Here is a 19068-nt window from a genome sequence, read left to right on the forward strand (position 1 = left end):
AGCTACACATCGCGCGCGAGTGCGTGGCGTTACGGACGTCGAGTGTCTGCGACGGACCGCCGCTGACCCTCAGAGCAGCGTCGGCTGCTCCTCCTCGTCGTCACCGTCGGCGACGCTCACCTCGGGGGCGTAGCGCGCCGCCGCAGGCAGGACGCGCAGGGAGCCCTCGGGCCCGCGGGAGACCAGGCGCATCGCCTCGAGCAGCCCGACGACGTCGACGGCGAAGCGGTCGCCGTCCGCGATCGCCGCCTTCGACCAGTACCGCCCGTACTCGCCGACCAGCTCGGTGAGCACCTCGCGCACCGACGGCCACGGGATCGGCTCGGGGTCCTCGGCCGGCCGGAACTGGTAGATCAGCTCGCTGACCAGCAACAACGCCGCGTGCGCAACGGTGCCCGAGCCCGGGAACGCGACGTCGGAGCAGCCGCCGTCGACGTCGAGCGCGGCGAAGCCCTCGGCGCGGGCCTCGACGACGAGCCCGGTGCGCGCCTCGATCCGGCGCGCCTCGTCGCCCGCGTGCCGCCGGAGCTCGGCGAACCGTGCCGGGTCGAGGTCGTCGGCGTGGACCACGGGGTCCTCCACGAGCCGTCGCCGCGCCGCCGTCGACGCCGACCCGCGGGCGCGGGCCCGGGCGAGCAGGTCGGCGGGCGTCTCGGCCCCCGCGACGGCACCGACCGGCAGGAGCGCCATCCGGTCCTGGCGGACCTCGAGCAGCGCGTCGGCGTCGGCGTCGTGCTCGTAGAGGCCCACGCCGCGGTCGAGCTCGCGCACCATCCCGTGCGCGATCAGCCAGCGCAGGGCCGTCACCAGTGCGCGGCGCGACGCGGTGTCGGTGTCCATCACGATGCCGGCCTCGGCGGCCGCGGAGTGCACGCCGTTGACGAGATCCCGCAGGCTCGTGCGGTCGGGGCCCGAGGTCGTCGCCGCGAGCACCAGGACGAGCGCGGTGTACTCGGACGGCGTGAACGCGCGCGGCGTCGTCGAGATCGTGCGCAGCGGCCGGTCGGCGGGCACGTGACCGACCTTGACCAGCCGGGCGGTGTCCGCGGTGACGACGAGGCGGTAGTTCAGCTCCTGCGTGAACCACGCGTCCAGCGCGTCGGCGTGCCGGCGGACCAGCGCGACGATCTCGGGATCCGCCTCCGCCGTGCGCCAGGGCCGCGTCAGCAGCGCCCGCGTCGCGGCGACGAGCTCGCCGTCGCGCTGCGGGTCGGAACGGGCGGCGGTCACGTCGAGGCCCCCGTGATCAACGGGGAGTTCGCGCGCGTAGAAGCAGCGAACAGCGCGTTCGTTGCGACAAGGACACCCCTCACGACGCCGGCTCCACGGTGAGGGTGAGGTCGCGGACGCGCAGGGCGCCGGCGTGGGTGGGCACGCTGGTCGAGGTCCCGGGCGCGCGGGCGACGGTGCAGCGGACGCCGTCGAGGGTGACGGTGCCCGAGGCGCCCGGAGACAAGGCCGGGCCGAGGTCGGCGACGGCGCGGGTGAGCACGCGCTGCAGCTCGCGCAGGGCCGGCTCCGAGAGGCGCGCGGTGAAGCCCTCGGCCCCGGCCTCGACCAGCTCGGCGCGCGCGGCGGCGGAGCGGCGCTCGGCCTCGGCACGCTTCGCGAGCAGGTGACGACGCTCCTGACTGCGGTCCTGGACGCGGCCGGTGCGCCCGCGGCTGGTGGTGTCGCCGCGCTCGCGCAGGCTGACCGGCACCTGCGCGGTCGGCGCGTCCCACCACGACACCGCGGCGTCCACGGGGTCGGTGTCGTCGCCGCCGGCGCCCCCGAGGTGCCGCGCCCCGGCGAGCCCGAACGCCGCGGCCGCGATCTCGTGGACCGAGGCGGGGTCACCGCGGTCGAAGAACAGCGCGAGACGCAGGTAGTCCGCCCGCCGCGACGCCCCGGCGGTGCCGCTGCGCGAGAGCCGGGTGAGGTTCTGGGTCAGGGTGCGGACGGCGTCGACGGCGTCGCGCTCCAGGACCTGGATGCGGCTCGGACGTCCCGGCGCGCCGACGAACCACGACGCGAGGTTCTCCCAGTCGGCCTCCACCGCACCCGGCTCGCGGCGCACGCGCACGCTCGACAGCCCCGCCGCCGCGACCCGCGCCGCGAGTCCGTCCGCCGCGCGGTCGACGATCACCGGGACGCGCGGCAGCACCGTCTCCAACAGCGCGCCGATCGGGCGGGCCCGGCGGCGCAGCGCCTCCAGCCGCTCGCCGACGTAGCCGACGAGGACCTCGGAGAAGAACGCGAACTCGTCCTCGTCGAGGTCGAACCGCGACTGCCACTGGTTGATCGCCGCGAAGAACTGGGTGATCTCCGCGGAGAACGCGACGTGCGGGTCGAACACCGCGCGCACGGCCTCGGCGAGCCGGCCGGGCGGGGCGCTCGCGGCGTCGAGAGCGGCCAGGGCCGACAGCCCCTCCCGCAGCTGGTCGAGGCGTCCGAGGGACACGTCGCGCACGTCGTCGACCTGCGAGAGCACGCCCTCGACGACGTCGTGCACCTCCTGCCCGACGCGCGTGATCAGGTAGCGGTTGCGGCGCCGGTAGTAGTCCTCGACGGTGCCGACCTGGCCCACCGACGCCGACACCTCGAGGTTGCCCCAGCCCCGCAGCGCCTCGAGCCGGGCGGTCACGGTGGCCTCGTCGAGGTCGGTGTCCAGCCGTGCCGTCACCTCGGCCGGCGTCAGCTCGGCGAAGAACGTGCCGGCGAAGACGGTGAGGATCGCCCGGTACTCCGGCGACTCGGTGACGTAGGCGAAGACGGACGTCCGGACGCCGGATCGATGGGTCGAGCTCCGCTGCCCTATCGGCGTGCTGAGTTCGATGTCTCCCGTCACGCCGTGACCTCCAGAGAAGCCCCGTCCCACCGGTAGTGCACGAGCGCGATGGCCCGCAGCTCCGGGTCGCGCAGCACCTCGGTGATCGCCAGCGCGGGCACGTTCGGGTGCGTGCCCCACAGCCGCTCGGAGGTGACGACGAAGTCGACGTCGAGGTCGACGAGCAGGCCGAAGAGCTTGGCGTGGTTGTCCTCGGAGACCTTCGCGAACGCGTCGTCGAGCAGCACCAGCCGCGGCGCGCCCACGCCGTGCGGATCGTGCGCGGCGGCGCTCGCCGCCGCCGCGGCGGCCATCGGCAGCACGGTGACCAGCTTCTTCTCGCCCTCGGACAGGGTCGTGCGGCGCGTCAGCAGCTCGTCGCTGCGCCCGGGCCGGCGCAGGTAGAGCCGCATCTCGTGCCAGGTGCGGTAGTCGAGGACCTCGCCGATGACGCTGCGGTACGACGCCTCGGGATCGTGGGTGCGCGCCTGCTCGACGAGGGTCGTCACGGCCTCGCGCACCTGGTCGTCCTCGTCGGGGCTGCGCAGGTCGGGGTGCTTGCCGAGGAGCTCCAGCGCCGTCGCGGTCTCCGGGTCGAGGTCGCCGCGCGGGCGCCAGTCGAGCCGCACGCCGATGCCCTGGCTGGACGTGACGCCCTTCAGGATGCGGTTCATCCGGTCGACCAGCTCGCGCGCGGAGAACAGCGCGTCGGCGACCTCGCGGGCGATCCGGCCGTGCAGCAGGTTGCGCAGCGCCTGGTCCTGCTGCGCCGACAGCAGGCTCACGGCCCGGCAGCGCTGCACCGCGACCCGGTGCACCATCTGCGCGAGCACCGCCCGCGACGGCCCGCTGACGTGCACCGCGAGCGGCATCCCGTCCGCGGACCGGGCGCTCTCGATGTCCCAGCCGCTGGCCAGCTCGTCGCGGGCCGTGCGCAGCGCCTTGTCGAGCGCGTCCTCGCTGACGGCCCGGCGCGGCGCGGGCAACCGTGCCCGCAGGGCCGCGACGAGCTCCTCGGCGCCCTCGACGGTGTCCGCGACGGACGGGAGGGGTTCCGGGGCGGCGTCCTCATCAGCGTCCTCGACCGCTTCGGCCGACCGTTCCGCCGCCGCCAGCAGCCCCGGCACCGCGGCCGCCTCGACCAGCCGTCCCCGCGCCCCGCGGGCCGCCCCCCGGCGTTCGTCGAGGGCGCGGCGGGACTCCTCGAGCGTCATCTCGGCCTTCGACACGGCCACCGCCGCCGCCGTCTGCTGCTCGCGAGCCCCCTCGAGCTGCGCGGCGACCTCGCGGAGGCGGTCGTCGAGCTCGCCGACGCGCGCGGCGACCTTGGCCGGCTCCTCGCCGAGGGACTCCTCGATCGTCGACAGCTCCGTGCGCACCGACGCCCCGTGGGTGGCGGCGGCGCGGTGCTCGCCGACGGCGGCAGCGTGGTCGGCCGCGTCCCGCTCCCAGGCGCTGATCGCCTCGCGCCACGAGCGCGCGGTCCGGGTGACCCGGTCGCGGGCGGAGTCCACACCGGCGAGCGCGCGCTCGGCGTCGACCACGGACTCGAGCAGGCCGTCGAGCCGCTCCGGGTCGGTGGTCACGCCCGCCTCGGCGGCCGCCCGGGACAGCGCCGCCCAGGCGTCGTCAGCGCGACGGCGCGCGTCGGTCGCCGACGCCGTCAGCTCGCGGTGGCGGGCCTCGGCGCCCTCGGCGTAGCGGACGGCGCCGGTCGCGGCGGCCACGGCGTCGTCCACCCCGCGGGTACCGGGCAGCTCCGCGACGAGCCGGCGCAGCGTCGCGGCGTGCGCGTCGAGGGCGTCGGAGGTCGCGCGGGCGGCGTCGCGACGGGCCTCGGCGTCGGTGACCAGCGCCGCGAGCTCGGCCAGTCGCCGCGCCCGGGCCTGCGCGCGGGCACCCGCCCCGACGTGCTCGGCGGCGGGCTTGGCGTGCCGTCCGCGCAGCGGACCCAGGCCGAAGGTGCCGTCGGTGGCGACGTGGACCGGGCCGGCGCCGACACCCACGGCCGCCAGCACCCGCGCGATGGCCTCGACCGGCACCTCGCCCGTGTCGACCGGCGCCAGCAGGGTGTCGAGCGCGGTGCCGCCGGCGGGGGCCGAAGGGCTCACCACGAGGTCGCCGACGCGCAGCGTCCCCCTGCCGTCGGAGCCGTCGACGACCGCGGCGAGCAGCCCCGACGCCTCCAGCGCCGCCTCGAGGCCGGCGCGCTCGCCGTCGTCGAGGTGGTCGTGGAAGTCGACCAGCGAGGCCAGCCGCGTGCCGTCGGCGACGTCGTCGTCGGTGCGCCAGGACGCGCGCGGCAGGGCCAGCTCGCCGGCGTCCTCGACCCGCGCGTGCTCGGCGCGCCACTGCGCCAGCTCGGTCTCGACGTCGGTGACGCGGGTGGCGGCGACGGTCCGCGCCTGCGTGAGCGTCGCCGTCAGGTCGTCGGCGGCGTGCCGCGCACGGGCCCGCCGGGCCTCGGCGGCGCGGCGCAGATCGGTGTTCCCGGGGTCGTCGTCCTCGTCGTCCCCGGTCGCGGGCACGGCGAGCCAGCCCGCGGCCCCGTCCGGCTCGGCCGGCGGCACGGCGGCGACGTGCTCGCCGAGCCGGCGGGTCCAGCCGGCGACGGCGTCGGTGTGCTCGTCGGCGGCGGCCCGCGCGGCCCGGCGGGCGGCCGCGGCCTGCGCGGCGGCGGCCTCGTGCGCGGCGAGCGCGTCCGCGGCGGCGACGTCCGCGGCCTCGGCGGTCTCCGTGGCGCGCCGGGCGTCGGTGGCGCGCTCGGCAACGTCGCGCACCGTCGTGCGGTGGGTGCGCAGCGCGTCGCCGACGGCGGTCAGGGGGCCCGCGAGGTGGGCGGTGAGGTCGTCCTCGGGGTCCTGCGGCACGTCGACGGTGGTCTCGCCCGCCTCGTCGCGCCGCGGCTCGGTGGCCGGCGTCGGTGGGTCCGGGAGCGTCGCGGCGATCGACGGGGCGGACGCGGCGCGCGCCGCGGCGGCGACCGCCCGCAGCCCGTCGGCCACCCCGGCCAGGTCGGAGTCGAGCTGACCGCGGGCGGCGGCCACGGCCGAGGCGGCGGCGGTGACGCGGTCGCGGGCACGGGCGCGGTGGCCGTCGAGGGTCGCGGTGTGGGCGTCGGCGCGGGCGACCTCGTCGCGACGGCGCACGAGGTCGGCGTGCGCGGTGTACTCGGGGAGCGCCGCCAGGCCGGCGCGCTCGGCGGTGGCCGCGGCGTGGTCGTCGGTGAGGTCGGCGACGACCGTCGCGGCGGTCGCCTGCGCCGCCGTCGCCTTCTCGACGCCGCCCCGGTCGCGCTCGAGGCGCCGGGCCGCGGTGCGGGCGGCGTCGACGGTGCCCGCGGTGTCGTCGACCGCGGCCGCGAGGACGCGGCGGGCGTAGTCGGTGTAGGTCTCGACGGCGCCGTCGAGCGCCTCGGCGGTGCGCGCGAGGTCGGTGACGTTGCGGCGGTGGTCCTCGAGGTCCTCGAGCGGTTGCGCGGCGTCGTGCACCGCGTCCTCGGGGACGGGCGGCAGCGCCTCGCGCAGCGTGCGCGGCAGGTCGGTGTCGATCCGGTCGCCGACGCGCGGGTTGCGCACCTGGTGCAGCAGCCGGAAGTACGCGCCCGGGTCGACGCCGCCGAAGAAGCGCCGCGCGATCTCGGCGCGGTACTCGGCGGTGGACGTGAACACCTGCCCGCGCGTGCCCAGCTCGGAGCGCAGCACGTCGACGGAGAAGGGGACGTCGGCCTCGGTGAGCCGCAGGTCGATCCGGACCCGGCGGTCGGTGGAGAACCACCAGGTGGCGACGCGGTCGGTGCTGCGGTTGGCCCGGATGCCGCAGCCGACCGTGCGGTACTCGGTGTCTCCTCCTGCGGCGCATCTCTCGAACTCGATCCACAGGTAGCCGGTGCGCTGCGTGTCGTCGTGGTCCGACAGCATCCAGCTGCGCAGCACACCCCGCTGCTCGCCCGCCGCGTCGATCTTCCGGACGTCGGCCTCGAGCAGGAACGGCAGCAGCATGTTCATCGCCGTCGACTTGCCCGACCCGTTCACGCCGCGCAGCAGCAGGCGTCCGCCGGCGAACTCCAGCACCTCGTCCTGGTACTGGTAGACGTTCAGGATGCCGGCGCGGGAGGGCCTCCAGCGCTGCTCGGGATCGTCAGCGGGCACCCGGACGAGGGTACGGAGCGGCTCCTACGTGCCCGCGAGCCAGTCGGGATCGCCGACGAGGGCGAGCACCTCGCGGGGTGCGTCGACGAACCGTGGATCGCCCGCCGCCCCGCGCTGCCAGGTCAGGGCGCGGGCCACGACGGCGGCCCGGCAGGCGGTCTCGGCGAGCCTCCGGAGCTCCTCGTGGGGTGCGAGGTCGGCGAAGACCTCGAGATAGGCATCCCGGGGCCGGGTGATCGCGGGGTCGTCCGCGGGGACCCCCAGCGTCCGCCGCAGCGAGCCCAGCGCGACGAGCAGGCTGGCGAACGGGTGGGCGAGCACGGCGTCGCCCCAGTCGGCGAAGCGCCCGTCGACCAGGACGTTGCCGACGTGCAGGTCCTGGTGGTCGACGGTCGGGGCGGCCGTCCCGTCGAGCTCGGCCGCCCAGCCGGCGACGAGGGCGCGGCGGTCGTCGCCGGGACTGCCGATGGTCGCGACCGCCTCGTCGAACCGGTCGACCAGCGCGCCGGGGGTGGCGTCCGGGACGGTCGTGACGCGGAGGGCACCGAGGTACGCGGCCAGGGCGCGCTGCAGGCGGGCGTAGCGCGGGAGGGCCGTCGTCATCGCGTCGGAGGGGTCGGCGTCGGTGTCGCGCACGCTGGGGCCGTGGTCGGGCAGCAGGAGCCGCCGGTCGTCGACGGCGAGCGGCGTCGCGACGGCGTCCGGGGCGAGGCGGGCGATCAGGGCGTGCAGCGGGACCTCGTGGGCCATGCCGGGCGCGGGCTCCTTGAGCCAGAGCGGTCCCTCGGCCGTCGGGATGCGCAGCACCGTCGACCAGGCTCGGTGGCGCTGGTCGACCTCGCCGGTCGGGCGCAGGCCGGTGGTCTCCGCGACCCACGCGAGCACCTCGTCGCGCCACGCGTCGGTCCCGCGGGTGGTCATCGGGGTCATTGTCGCGGTCGGGCTACCGTGCTGGCGTGCTCGTCGTCCTGCCGCCGTCGGAGACCAAGGCGCCCGGTGGGCGCGGACGCCCGCTGGACCTCGACGCGCTCTCGTTCCCGTCGCTGAACCCGACGCGCAAGGTGCTGGTCGACGAGGTCGTCGCCCTGGCGGCCGACCTGCCGGCCTCGCGGACCGCGCTGGACATCTCCGAGCGCCAGGACGACGAGATCGCGCGCAACGCCAGGTTGTGGAGCGCTCCGACCGCGCCGGCGCTGCGCCGCTACACCGGCGTGCTCTACGACGCGCTGGACCCGGCGTCGCTCACCCCGGCCGCCCGGCGTCGCCTGCTCGTCTGCTCGGCGCTGTTCGGGCTGGTCGGGGGCACCGACCCGATCCCCGCCTACCGGCTCTCGGGCGCGAGCGCGCTGCCGGGTCGCGACGGGTTGCGGACGCTGTGGCGCCCGGAGCTGATGCCCCTGCTCGCCGACGCCGACGACCTGGTCGTCGACCTGCGCTCGGGTCCCTACGCCGCGCTCGGCCCGGCGCGCGGCGCGGTGACCCTCGACGTGCACAGCGAGGCGGCGGACGGCTCGCGCACGGTGGTCAGCCACGCGAACAAGTCGCACAAGGGCCGCGCCGCCCGGATCCTCGCCTCGTCCCGGCGCCGCCCGAAGGACGCGGGCGGGGTCCTCGCGCTCCTGCGCGACGCCGGCCTGCGCGTCGAGCAGACCGGCGACCACGCCCTGGTGCTCGTCGTCCCCCGCTGAGCCGGGTGATCGACGCGGCTTTCCTGGCGTTGAGTGCAAGCGTGGACGCAGGGCTTGCACTCAGCGCAGGTCGGCCAGCACCGCGTCCGAGAAGGGCGGCCAGGCCGACTTGGCCCAGTCGCCGAAGTCGCGGTCGCTCAGGGCCACGGCGGCCGCGCCGGCGTCCGGGTCCACCCACAGGAACGTGCCGGACTGGCCGAAGTGGCCGAAGGTGCGCGGGGAGTTCGCCGTCCCCGTCCAGTGCGGGGACTTGCCGTCGCGCAGCTCGAACCCCAGGCCCCAGTCGTTGGGCTTCTGGTGCCCGAAGCCCGGGATCGTGCCGTTGAGCCCCGGGAACTGCACGGACGTCGCCTCGTCCAGCGTCGACGGGTGGAGCAGGGTCGGTGCCTGGAGCTCTGCGGCGAGGCGGAGCATGTCGTCCAGCGTCGACGTCGCGCCGTGGCCGGGCGAGCCGTCGAGGGTCGTCGACGACATCCCGAGCGGCTCGAGCACCGCCTCGCGCAGGTAGTCGGCGAAGCCGATGCCGGTGGCCTCCTCGATCGTCGCGGCGAGGACCTCGAAGCCCGCCGACGAGTACAGCCGCCGGGCGCCGACCTCGGCGACCGAGCGGTGCTCGCCGAACGCCAGCCCCGAGGTGTGGGCGAGCAGGTGGCGCACCGTGGAGCCCTCGGGCCCGGCGGGCTGGTCGAGGGCGATCGCCTCCTCCTCGACCGCCACCAGCGCCCCGTAGGCCACCAGCGGCTTGGTCACGGACGCCAGCGGGAAGCGCCGGGCGCCGTCACCGCGGGTGCCGCGCACCGTGCCGTCGGCGGTCACCACGCCAGCGGCGGCGTGCTCGACGGGCCAGTCGTCGATCAGGGCGAGGCTCTGCACCCGCGCGAGCCTAGGGTCAGCCGGCGAGCGCGTCCCGGACCGCGCCCGCGGCGTCGTCGAGCAACGACTTGCCGGCGTCGTAGCCGCGCGGCTGGTTGGACATCAGCACGACGACGTAGCGCCCGTCGACGTCGGGCAGGCCCGTCGAGTGCAGGTCGATGCTCGACTGCAGGCAGCACAGCCAGCCCTGCTTGGCCGCCGCGGCGCCGCGGCGGGCCGGGTCCAGCAGGCCGAACGCCTGGTCGAACCCGTCCGCGGCGGTCTCCTGCGCTCCCTCCAGGCCCGAGAGCACGAGGTCGCGGTCGGCGGGGCTCAGGCGCGTGAGGACGAAGCCGTACACCGTGGCGACGTCGCGCGCCGACGTCTCGACCTCGCCCCACTGCCCCACGCGCGCGGGCGGCCGGGTCTGCGTGAGGCCCAGCTGCGCGGCGATGCGCACGACGCCCTCCTCGCCCCCGAAGCGCGACCACAGGCCGTTCATCGCCTCGTCGTCGCTGAGGCTCAGGGCGCGCCGGATGCGATCGTCGTCGGCGGGGGTGGTCGTCACCTGGCCCGCCTCGCGGCGCGACAGGATGTCCGCGACCGTGAACAGCTTGGCCACCGACGCCGCGCGCAGCTGGGTGTCGCCCTGGTCGTTCGTGGTCGTCTGGCCGGTGCTGCGGTCGAGCACGGCCACGCCGAGCGTGACGTCGTCGCGTTCCCGCCCGGCGGCGGCGGTGGCGTCCACGGCCGCCCGGGCCAGCGACGGCGTCGGGGCCGGGGTCGTGGGGGGCGGCGCCACTCTGGGCGGTGGCGTCGTCACCACCGGTGCGGGCGCCGGGGCCGCCGCCGGCCGCGGTCCGGCGGACGAGCAGCCGGCCACGAGAGCCGTGGCCACGAGCACGGACGCGGCGAGGCGACGTCTGCGGCCGGCGATCACACGGGTGATCCTCCGCCCGATCGTGTGAGATCCGCGCGTCGACACCCGGTCGGAGCCACCGATGTCACATGCCCGTCACGCCGCCAGGACGACGTCGTCGGCGCGCAGCGCGGCCACGACGTGCTCGGTCATGGACCGCTGGACCGCCCACTGTCGCCCGGGCTTCGTCATCGCGGTGAGACGCAGCGTCATGCCGGCCGACGACAGCGACTCCACCCCGAGCACCTGGGGCCTCCGGAGCACGTCCGGTGCGTGGCCGTGCTCGTCGATCCCGGCGGTGGCCGCCTCCTCGGCGGTCGCCGCGGCACGGGTGATGTCGGTGTCGAGGGCGAGCGGCACGTCGACGACGGCGACGGCGTGGTCCTGCGAACCGTTGCCGACGCGCTCGATCGTGCCGTTGCGCACGTACCAGACCATGCCGGTGACGTCGCGCACCGTCGTCGTGCGCAGGCCGACGCGCTCGATGGTGCCCACCGCGTCGCCGAGGTCGACGTGGTCGCCGACGCCGTACTGGTCCTCGAGCAGCATGAAGATCCCGGACAGGAAGTCCTTGACCAGGTTCTGGGCCCCGAAACCGATGGCCAGCCCGAGCACGCCCGCGGAGGCGAGCACCGGTGCGAGGTTCACGCCGAACTGGCCGAGCACCATCATGAACGCGGTGCCGAAGATCAGGATCGTCGCGGCGTTCCGGATCACGGACCCGACGGTGCGGGCGCGCTGGGCGCGGCGGGCCGACCCGAAGGCCTCGATGCGGTCGGCGTCGCTGACCCCGCGACGCCGGCGCACGAGGCTGAGCATCCCGGGCACGCCGGCACCGGCGGCGACGTGCCCGATGACGCGGTTGACCACGAACCGCAGGACCACGGCGACGAGCACGATGATGGCGACGGTCACGCCGATCTGGACGAGACCGTCGACGGTGAGGGCAGGGGCGAACGGCACGGCGACCACCTCGGGGAGCGGGGAGCACAGCAGCGGGGAGCGCTGGTCTGGAGATGCCGGCACCGCACCGTGCCGGACGATCCGGCACGTCGCAAACCACCTGGGCACACGCGCGTGTCAGGCCGATCCGGGCGTCGGGCACCCTTCGTCACACGCGGGCCCGCACGAAACGGGCGCGTCGAACGGGTGTCGGAGTCGGGAGCGGGGTAGAGAACCGGACATGGCGACCAGTAGCGCGGGCACGACCCGCCGCGACCGATCCCCCCTCCTGGTCGCCGCCGCCGTGGTGGCCGCCGTACCCGGCCTGGTCCTGCACGTCGCGGGCCTCTCGCTGTCCCCGCCGATCGACGCCCTGCTCTACGGCCTGGCGATCATCGGCGCGGCCTTCCTGCTGTCCTGGGCCGCGGAGGCCGCGCAGGTCGACATCTCCGCGGGCCTCGCGATCGCGCTGCTCGCGCTCGTCGCGGTGCTGCCCGAGTACGCCGTCGACTTCGTCTTCACCATCCAGGGCGGCGAGGCCTACGCCCAGTACGGACCGACGTGTCTGCCGCCGGGCTCGACGGAGCAGTCGCCCTGTGGCCTGGCGCTGGCCAACATGACCGGCGCCAACCGGATCCTCGTCGGCGTCGGGTGGGCGCTCGTCGTGCTGCTCGCCGCGTTCCGGCTGCGCCGCGGGGGCGCCGACGCCGGGCAGGACGGCGGAGCCGGGACGTCGCACGAGCCGGGCCACGCGACGAAGGTGACGCTGGAGCGCACCGACTCCGTGCCGCTGGTGTTCCTGCTCCTCGCGACGCTCTACTCGCTGACCCTGCCGCTGCGCGAGAGCATCACGCTCGTCGACACCGTCGTCCTCGTCGGCATCTTCGTGCTCTACAGCATCCGGGTGTCGAAGGCGCCCGCCGAGGACCCCGACCTCATCGGCCCGTCGGCCTGGGTCGGACGGATGGACGCCCCGAAGCGCCGCACCGGCTACATCGGCCTCTTCGTCGTCGCCGCCGTGATCATCCTGCTGTGCGCCGAGCCCTTCGCCGAGTCGCTCGTCGAGACCGGTACCGAGCTGGGCATCAGCCAGTTCTTCCTCGTCCAGTGGCTCGCCCCGCTGGCCTCCGAGGCGCCCGAGCTGCTCGTCGCCGGGCTCTACGCCTGGCGTCTCAAGACCACCGACGCGCTGGCCACGCTGGTGTCGTCGAAGGTCAACCAGTGGTCGCTGCTCGTCGGCACGCTGCCGGTGGTGTTCGCCCTGTCGGCCGGCTCGTTCAACGGCCTGCCCATCGACGCGATGCAGCGCGAGGAGCTGCTGATCACCGCGGCGCAGTCGCTCTTCGCCGTCGCGCTGCTGGTGACGCTGTCGATCACCGTGGTCGGCGCGCTCAGCCTTCTCGGGCTCTTCCTCGCCCAGTTCGTCCTCGCCGCGACCCTGCCCCCGCCCCTGCAGGAGCTCGAGCTGCTGGTGCTCTCCGCCGTCTACCTGATCGCCGCGATCGTGCTGTTCGTCCGGCACCGCCAGGCCCTGATGAACCTGGTCCGCGACGGCCTGCGCACCCCGTACTCCGACCTGACCGAGGCTCGGTGACAGGCGGGGTGAGCGACCGCAAGCTCGCCGTGATGCTCGTGCACGGCGTCGAGAGCGCGGGCGAGCAGTACGCCGCCCGCGCGACCGAGCTCCTGCGCTCCGAGTTCACCCGCATCGCGGGGGTGTCCGCCGACGAGGCACTGGTCATCGAGCCCGCGTTCTGGGCGCCGGTGTTCGAGTCGGGGCAGGAGCAGCTCAGCGAGCGCCTCAGCGGTCCCGGCGCGAAGTGGCTGCTGAACATGCTCGACGCGCTCGCTGCGCGGGCGAGCCAGGGCTCGACCCCCGCGCTGCTGGCGGCGGCGTCCACGGCGGGCCTGCGCTGGCTGCCCGGGCTCGAGAACGCGCACTTCCCCACCCTGCGCTGGCTGATCGTGCACTACCTGGGCGACGCCGTGGCCTACCGCTCGGGCACCGACGGGACGGGGCACTACGAGCAGGTCCAGGCCGTGCTGGCCCGCAGCCTGCACGAGCTCGCCCTCAAGGCCGGCGACGACGCCCCGCTGGCGGTGCTGGGGCACAGCCTCGGCAGCGTCGTCTCCAGCGACTTCCTCTACGACCTGCAGGGCGTGGCGCACGGGACCCCGCTCTACCCCGGCGCCCGGGCGGCCCTCGACGACACCCCGATCGAGCGGGGCGAGACGTTCGGCTGGTACTACACGCTCGGCAGCCCGCTGGCCCTGTGGGCGCAGCGCCACCCCGAGTTCGGCGTCCCGCTGACGGTGCCGCACCCGCAGTTCCCCGAGCACCACCCGGGCCAGCGCGGCGAGTGGGTCAACGTCTACGACCCCGACGACGTCATCGCCTCACCGCTGCGCCCGCTCAGCGACGCCTGGGGCCGCGCGGTCCGCGAGGACCGGCGGGTCGGCGTCGGGCCGTGGTGGCTCGGGTGGACGCCCCTGGCCCACCCGTACTACTGGAACGACCGGCGCGTCGTGACGCCGATCGCCTCCCAGCTCGCCCAGGCCTGGCACCGCCTCTGAGCTGCCCTCCCGCGAGGGCACGGGTTCATCGCACGCCCGCGTCGACGAGGGCCCGGCACACCGTCGGCCCGGGGGAGTTCGTCGCCCGCACGCACTGCCGGTAGGCCCGGGCGGCGGACGGCCCCGACGCCACCGGCCCCTCGTCGTCGGCGGTCTCCCGGGGCGCCGTCACGGTGGTGCGTGACGTCCGCGTGCTCCGGGTCGTGGTGGGCCGGGACGTCGACGACCGCGGGGGCGTCGCCGTGGTGGTCGCCGTGGTGGTCGTCGTGGGCGGCGGCGCCGCCGCGCCGGGGGTCGTCGGCGGCGGGGCCGCGTCCGTCGTGGTCGGCACGGCGGCGGGCGCCACCGCCACCACGGGCGCGACCGGCGCCTCGCTCGTCCGCACGATCTGGGTGCCGGCACCGAGGCCGACGGCCAACGTCGCGACGGCGAGCGCCGCCACGGCCCACGAACGGATCTCCGTCATGACGACGCATCGCGGGACCGGCCCCCGGAGTTACCTCCGGGGACACGATCGGTGGGCACGGCTCACACGCGCGCCCGCTCCACCTGCTCGATCCGGTCCTCGGCGGCCTCCTCGGTCAGCCTGCGGCCGGCCTCGGCGTCGCGGGTGAGGTTCTCCCCGGTCTTGGGGTCGAAGACGTGCACCTTGCGGGTGTCGAGCCAGAACTCCGCCTCGCGGCCCTCGCGGATGCGGCTGGTGGAGTCGATCGACACGACGGCCTGGGTGCGCAGCTGGTCGGAGTCGAGCTCGCGGGAGAGCTCCTTGAGCTGCTCGGTGACATCCGCAGGCGCCTCGTACGGGATGTAGGCGTACTGGGCGTCGCCGAGCCACTCGGTGACGTCGACCCGGGCGGTGAACGTCGTCCCGCGCGGCTTCTTGGCCTCGTCGACGAGGCTCGCGTCCTCGAAGTACTCGGGGCGGATGCCGACGAGCAGCAGGTCGTGGCCGCTGATCTTCTTCGCCCGCTCCTCGTCCAGCTCGATCGTGCCGAACGGGGTCTGCAGCGCGTTCCCCGACACCGACGCGGGCAGGAAGTTCATGGGCGGCGAGCCGATGAACCCGGCGACGAAGAGGTTGACGGGCTGTTCGTAGAGCTCGCGCGGCGACGCCACCTGCTGGATGACGCCCTTGCGCAGCACGCAGACGCGGTCGCCGAGGGTCATGGCCTCGGTCTGGTCGTGGGTGACGTAGACCGTCGTGATGCCGAGGCGGCGCTGCAGGCGCGCGATCTCGGTGCGCATCTGGCCGCGGAGCTTCGCGTCGAGGTTCGACAGCGGCTCGTCGAACAGGAACGCGTCGGCGGCGCGGACGATCGCCCGCCCCATGGCCACGCGCTGGCGCTGACCACCCGAGAGGTTCGCCGGCTTGCGCTCGAGGTGCTCGCGCAGCTCGAGGACGTCGGCGGCCTCGTCGACCCGCCTGCGGACCTCGTCGTCCGACACCTTCGCCAGGCGCAGCGGGAACGCGATGTTCTCGTAGACGGTCAGGTGCGGGTAGAGCGCATAGTTCTGGAACACCATCGACAGGTTGCGGTCGCGCGGCGCCTTGTCGTTGACGCGGTTCCCGGCGATGACCATGTCGCCCGAGGTGATGTCCTCGAGCCCGACGATCATCCGCAGCAGCGTCGACTTCCCGCAGCCCGACGGCCCGACCAGGATCATGAACTCGCCCTCGGCGATGTCGAGGCTCACGTCGTTCACGGCGGGGAAGCCGTCACCGTACTTCTTGACGATGTGGCTCATCTCGATCGAGGCCATGGTTATCCCTTCACGGCGCCGTTGGTCAGACCGGCGACGATACGTCGCTGGAAGAGGAGGACGAGGACGATCACCGGGATCGTCACGATGAGCGCCGCGGCGGCGATGGGTCCGTTCGGCGACTCGAACTGCGACGCCCCGGAGAACAGACCGAGGGCCGCGGGCACCGGTCTCGCCGCCTCGGTCGAGGTCAGCGAGATGCCGTAGACGAAGTCGTTCCAGGCCAGGAAGAACGCGATGATCGCGGTGGTGAACACGCCGGGCGCGGCGAGCGGGACGATCACCTTGCGGAAGGCCTGCCACGGCGTCGCCCCGTCGACCTGGGCGGCCTGCTCCATCTCCCACGGGATCTCGCGGAAGAAGGCCGAGAGGGTCCAGATCGAGATCGGCAGGGTCAGCGACAGGTACGGGATGATGAGGCCCGGCCAGGTGTTGTAGAGCCCGATCTGGCGCCACAGGTTGAACAGCGGCGTGACGATCGAGATCACCGGGAAGATGGCGACGGCCAGCGCCGTCGACAGGATGATCTTCTTGCCCGGGAAGTCGAGGCGCGCGATCGCGTAGGCCGCGAACATCGACAGCAGGCACGAGATGAACGTCGCGATCAGGCAGATGCCGAACGAGTTCACCAGCGCCGGCAGGAAGAGCCCGGCCGCGTCACCGACGAGGATCTGCTCGTAGTTCGCGCCGGAGAACTCGGTGGGCAGGAACTGCCCGTTGGCGATGTCGTCCGAGGACTTGAACGACAGCGACACGATCCACGCCACCGGGAAGAGGCAGTAGATGATGATGATCAGGCCGCCGATTCCCCAGCCGACCTTCTCGCGGGTGGACACCGTCTACTCCCCTCGCGCCTGGGACAGGTCGACCTTGAAGCCCTTGATGAACAGCGCGCTGATCAGCACCACCGACAGGAACAACAGCACCGACACCGCGGACCCCAGCCCGATCTCGACGCGCTCGATCGTCTGGCGGTAGGCCAGGAACGAGACGGTCTCGGTGCTGTTGGCGCCCGCCGTCATGACGAACACCGAGTCGAAGACGCGGAACGCGTCCAGGGTGCGGAACAGGACGGCGACCATGATCGCCGCCTTCATGTTCGGCAGCGTGACCCGCCGCAGCCGCTGCCACGCCGTCGCGCCGTCGACCTTGGCCGCCTCCTGGAGCACGTCGGGCACCTGCGCCAGTCCTGCGAGGAGCAGCAGCGAGATGAACGGCGTGGTCTTCCAGATCTCGGCCAGGCAGATCACGAACAGCGAGAGGCCCTGGGTGCCGAACCAGTCCGTGGTCGCCGAGACCCCCGGGACCCACGAGAACCAGGAGTTCACGAACCCGGAGTCGACGCTGAACGCGAACTGCCAGGCGAACGCGGAGACCACGGTGATCACCGCGTAGGGGATGAGGATGACCGTGCGCAGGACCGGCCGCAGCCCCCGCAGCGCGTTGAGCATCACCAGCGCGAGCCCGAAGCCGAGGACCAGCTCGATCGCCACCGTGACGACGGTGATGAAGACGGTGACACCGAACGAGGTCCACCAGACCGAGTCGGTGAGGATCACGCCGTAGTTGCCCAGGCCGACGAACGACGAGTTCTCCGGGTCGGTGAGGCGGTAGTCGAACAGCGAGTCGTAGATCGCCTGGACGATCGGGTACGCCGTGACCAGGAGCATCACCGCGAAGGCGGGGCCTGCGAGGTACCAGCCGAGCCGGCGCTCGGCCCGCGACTTGTCGTTGCGGTTGCCGGCGGTGGGGTCAGCAGCGCTGAGAGGACGTTCCAGCGTGGTCACAGGCCACCCCCGTCCGACGGTGCCGCGGGCGCGACGCAGGAGTGACCGGACGGCAAGGGAGCACGCCGATAGGGGTCGTTGCGGGGGATCACAGCAGAGCCTCCTTCCTCAGCACCGCGGTGATGAGCGACGTCGCCGCCTCGTTGGTCGCGCCGGGTGTCACCGAGCCCGGCGGGTGGAAGGTCCGCTGGATGCCGCCGGAGACCTCGGCGTAGTACGGGGTCTGGGGCCGGGGCTTGGCCAGGGCGAGGGAGTCACGGATGACCGGGGCCATCGGGAACTCGGCCACGACCTCCGGGTCGTCGAAGACCGAGGGCCGCGAGGACGGGTTGCCGTTCGAGACGAAGTAGTACGACGAGTTCGCCGGGCTGGCGATGCACGTCGTCGCCTCGTAGGCGAGGTCCGGGTGCTCGCTGAACGCGCCCACCCCGAGGTTGATGCCACCGAGCGGCGGCGCGCTGGGCCGGTCGGGCGTGACCTGCGGGTAGATCGTCCACCCGTAGTCGTCGGGCACCGACTGGGGCAGCGTGCCCTCCTCGACGGCGGACGTCGCCTTCCCCCAGATGAACGGGTAGTTGACCATGAACGCGGCCGAGCCCGACTGGAAGGACTCCGCGTTGGTGTCCTCGTCGGCCGTCGGGAACCCGGGCGGTGCGACCCCCGCGTCGCCGAACGTGCGCAGGATCCGTGCGGCCTCGATGCCGGGCGGGGCGTTGAGGCCGAGCTGGACCAGCGCGGGGTCCTCCTCGCCGACGTTCGTGATGATCGAGCCGCCACCGGACTCGACGAGGGCGTTGACCCACACCGTCAGCGACTCGCCCCGCACGCCCTGCGCGGCGATCTGCGTCTGGGCCCGCGAGGCGGCCTGGATGATCTGGTCCCAGGTCACCGGCCTGCTCATGTCCAGACCCATCCCCGCGACCGCGGACTTGCGGTACCAGAGGAGCTGGGTGTTGGCCCAGAACGGCACGGCGACGAGACGGCCCTGCCAGGTCGAGGCCTCGATCGAGCTGGGGAACCGGTCCTCGCGGGCGGCCGCCTCGACGGCCGGCGGCATCGGCGCGAGGAAGCCGGCCTGCGCGAACTCGGGCACGTAGGGCGGGTCGATGCTCATGATGTCGATCGACGAGTCGTTGGCCGCCAGGCGGCGCACGAGCTGCTGGCGCTGCTCGGACGCCTGCCGGGGCAGGGTCGACGTCGTGATCGTGTAGCGCCCGTTGGAGGCCGCGGTGCAGCGCGCGGCGATCTCGGTCTGGCCCCCGTCGTCGGGGTTGATGTACCAGGTGAGCACCGGTGGCCCGGCCGGGCCGGAGCTGCACGCCGACACGAGAGCGGCCATGACCGCGACCACGACGGTCATGGACCACCGCAGCCGTCGTCGTGGGTGGCCCATTCGGACATCCCCTCCCCAGCACGGGCGATGGAAGCGCTTCCGGGGGAGACTGGTGACCCGGGTCTCACAAGTCAAGCGCTCAGAGCGACCGGATGATGACCCTGTGACGTTTGGGGCAATGTGCTCGCACGTGCGGTGCAGCGCGCCCGCTGGTGTCTGGAACCGCTTCCAGCCACATGCCATGCTCCGCCT

The 19068-nt window shown here is 74.2% G+C and carries 15 protein-coding genes; 3 read left to right on the forward strand and 12 right to left on the reverse strand.

What is annotated here, in order from left to right; all coding sequences use genetic code 11:
• Positions 1–69: 69 nt before the first annotated feature.
• From PH191_RS20360 to PH191_RS20375, 4 genes are all read right to left on the reverse strand, one after another.
• Positions 70–1230 (reverse strand): TIGR02678 family protein, encoded by a 1161-nt coding sequence (locus PH191_RS20360; protein ID WP_274196449.1) that lies wholly within the window; start codon positions 1228–1230, stop codon positions 70–72.
• A 79-nt stretch (positions 1231–1309) separates the two neighbouring features.
• Positions 1310–2830: a TIGR02677 family protein gene (locus PH191_RS20365; protein ID WP_274196450.1), complete on the reverse strand. Its 1521-nt coding sequence runs from the start codon at positions 2828–2830 to the stop codon at positions 1310–1312.
• Positions 2827–6960, reverse strand: a complete 4134-nt coding sequence (locus PH191_RS20370) for a TIGR02680 family protein (RefSeq protein ID WP_274196451.1) — start codon at positions 6958–6960, stop codon at positions 2827–2829. The genes PH191_RS20365 and PH191_RS20370 overlap by 4 nt, the downstream gene beginning before the upstream one ends.
• A gap of 24 nt (positions 6961–6984) precedes the next feature.
• Positions 6985–7881: a phosphotransferase gene (locus PH191_RS20375; RefSeq protein ID WP_274196452.1), complete on the reverse strand. Its 897-nt coding sequence runs from the start codon at positions 7879–7881 to the stop codon at positions 6985–6987.
• Positions 7882–7916: 35 nt separating this feature from the next.
• Here PH191_RS20375 and PH191_RS20380 point away from each other — a divergent pair, with 35 nt between their 5' ends.
• Entirely contained in the window at positions 7917–8648 is a 732-nt protein-coding gene (locus PH191_RS20380; RefSeq protein ID WP_274196453.1) for a YaaA family protein, read from the forward strand.
• A 60-nt stretch (positions 8649–8708) separates the two neighbouring features.
• On the opposite strand, the gene PH191_RS20385 is transcribed toward PH191_RS20380, so the two are convergent.
• The 3 genes from PH191_RS20385 to PH191_RS20395 form a co-directional block, all read right to left on the reverse strand.
• Positions 8709–9521 carry a serine hydrolase domain-containing protein gene (locus PH191_RS20385; RefSeq protein WP_274196454.1) on the reverse strand — a complete coding sequence of 271 codons (813 nt, stop codon included), beginning with the start codon at positions 9519–9521 and terminating at the stop codon, positions 8709–8711.
• 16 nt (positions 9522–9537) lie between these two features.
• Positions 9538–10440 carry a serine hydrolase gene (locus tag PH191_RS20390; protein ID WP_274196455.1) on the reverse strand — a complete coding sequence of 301 codons (903 nt, stop codon included), beginning with the start codon at positions 10438–10440 and terminating at the stop codon, positions 9538–9540.
• Positions 10441–10515: 75 nt separating this feature from the next.
• Entirely contained in the window at positions 10516–11382 is an 867-nt protein-coding gene (locus PH191_RS20395) for a mechanosensitive ion channel family protein (protein ID WP_274196456.1), read from the reverse strand.
• 220 nt (positions 11383–11602) lie between these two features.
• Here PH191_RS20395 and PH191_RS20400 point away from each other — a divergent pair, with 220 nt between their 5' ends.
• Together PH191_RS20400 and PH191_RS20405 are read left to right on the forward strand one after the other, a co-directional pair.
• Positions 11603–12955 (forward strand): sodium:proton exchanger, encoded by a 1353-nt coding sequence (locus tag PH191_RS20400; RefSeq protein ID WP_274196457.1) that lies wholly within the window; start codon positions 11603–11605, stop codon positions 12953–12955.
• Positions 12956–12963: 8 nt separating this feature from the next.
• Positions 12964–13935 (forward strand): hypothetical protein, encoded by a 972-nt coding sequence (locus tag PH191_RS20405; protein ID WP_274196458.1) that lies wholly within the window; start codon positions 12964–12966, stop codon positions 13933–13935.
• 25 nt (positions 13936–13960) lie between these two features.
• On the opposite strand, the gene PH191_RS20410 is transcribed toward PH191_RS20405, so the two are convergent.
• The 5 genes from PH191_RS20410 to PH191_RS20430 all read right to left on the reverse strand — a co-directional run bounded on the left by PH191_RS20410 (position 13961) and on the right by PH191_RS20430 (position 18843).
• Positions 13961–14401, reverse strand: a complete 441-nt coding sequence (locus PH191_RS20410; RefSeq protein WP_274196459.1) for a hypothetical protein — start codon at positions 14399–14401, stop codon at positions 13961–13963.
• A gap of 62 nt (positions 14402–14463) precedes the next feature.
• Complete coding sequence (locus PH191_RS20415) at positions 14464–15696, reverse strand: ABC transporter ATP-binding protein (protein WP_274196460.1); 1233 nt, start codon at positions 15694–15696, stop codon at positions 14464–14466.
• 2 nt (positions 15697–15698) lie between these two features.
• On the reverse strand, positions 15699–16532 hold the full coding sequence (locus tag PH191_RS20420; protein ID WP_274196461.1) for a carbohydrate ABC transporter permease: 834 nt from the start codon (positions 16530–16532) through the stop codon (positions 15699–15701).
• Between the two features lie 3 nt (positions 16533–16535).
• Positions 16536–17483 carry a carbohydrate ABC transporter permease gene (locus tag PH191_RS20425; RefSeq protein WP_274196462.1) on the reverse strand — a complete coding sequence of 316 codons (948 nt, stop codon included), beginning with the start codon at positions 17481–17483 and terminating at the stop codon, positions 16536–16538.
• An 88-nt stretch (positions 17484–17571) separates the two neighbouring features.
• Positions 17572–18843 carry an extracellular solute-binding protein gene (locus tag PH191_RS20430; protein ID WP_274196463.1) on the reverse strand — a complete coding sequence of 424 codons (1272 nt, stop codon included), beginning with the start codon at positions 18841–18843 and terminating at the stop codon, positions 17572–17574.
• Between the last annotated feature and the right edge of the window lie 225 nt (positions 18844–19068).

The organism is Actinomycetospora callitridis (assembly GCF_028737265.1).
Classification (GTDB): domain Bacteria; phylum Actinomycetota; class Actinomycetes; order Mycobacteriales; family Pseudonocardiaceae; genus Actinomycetospora; species Actinomycetospora callitridis.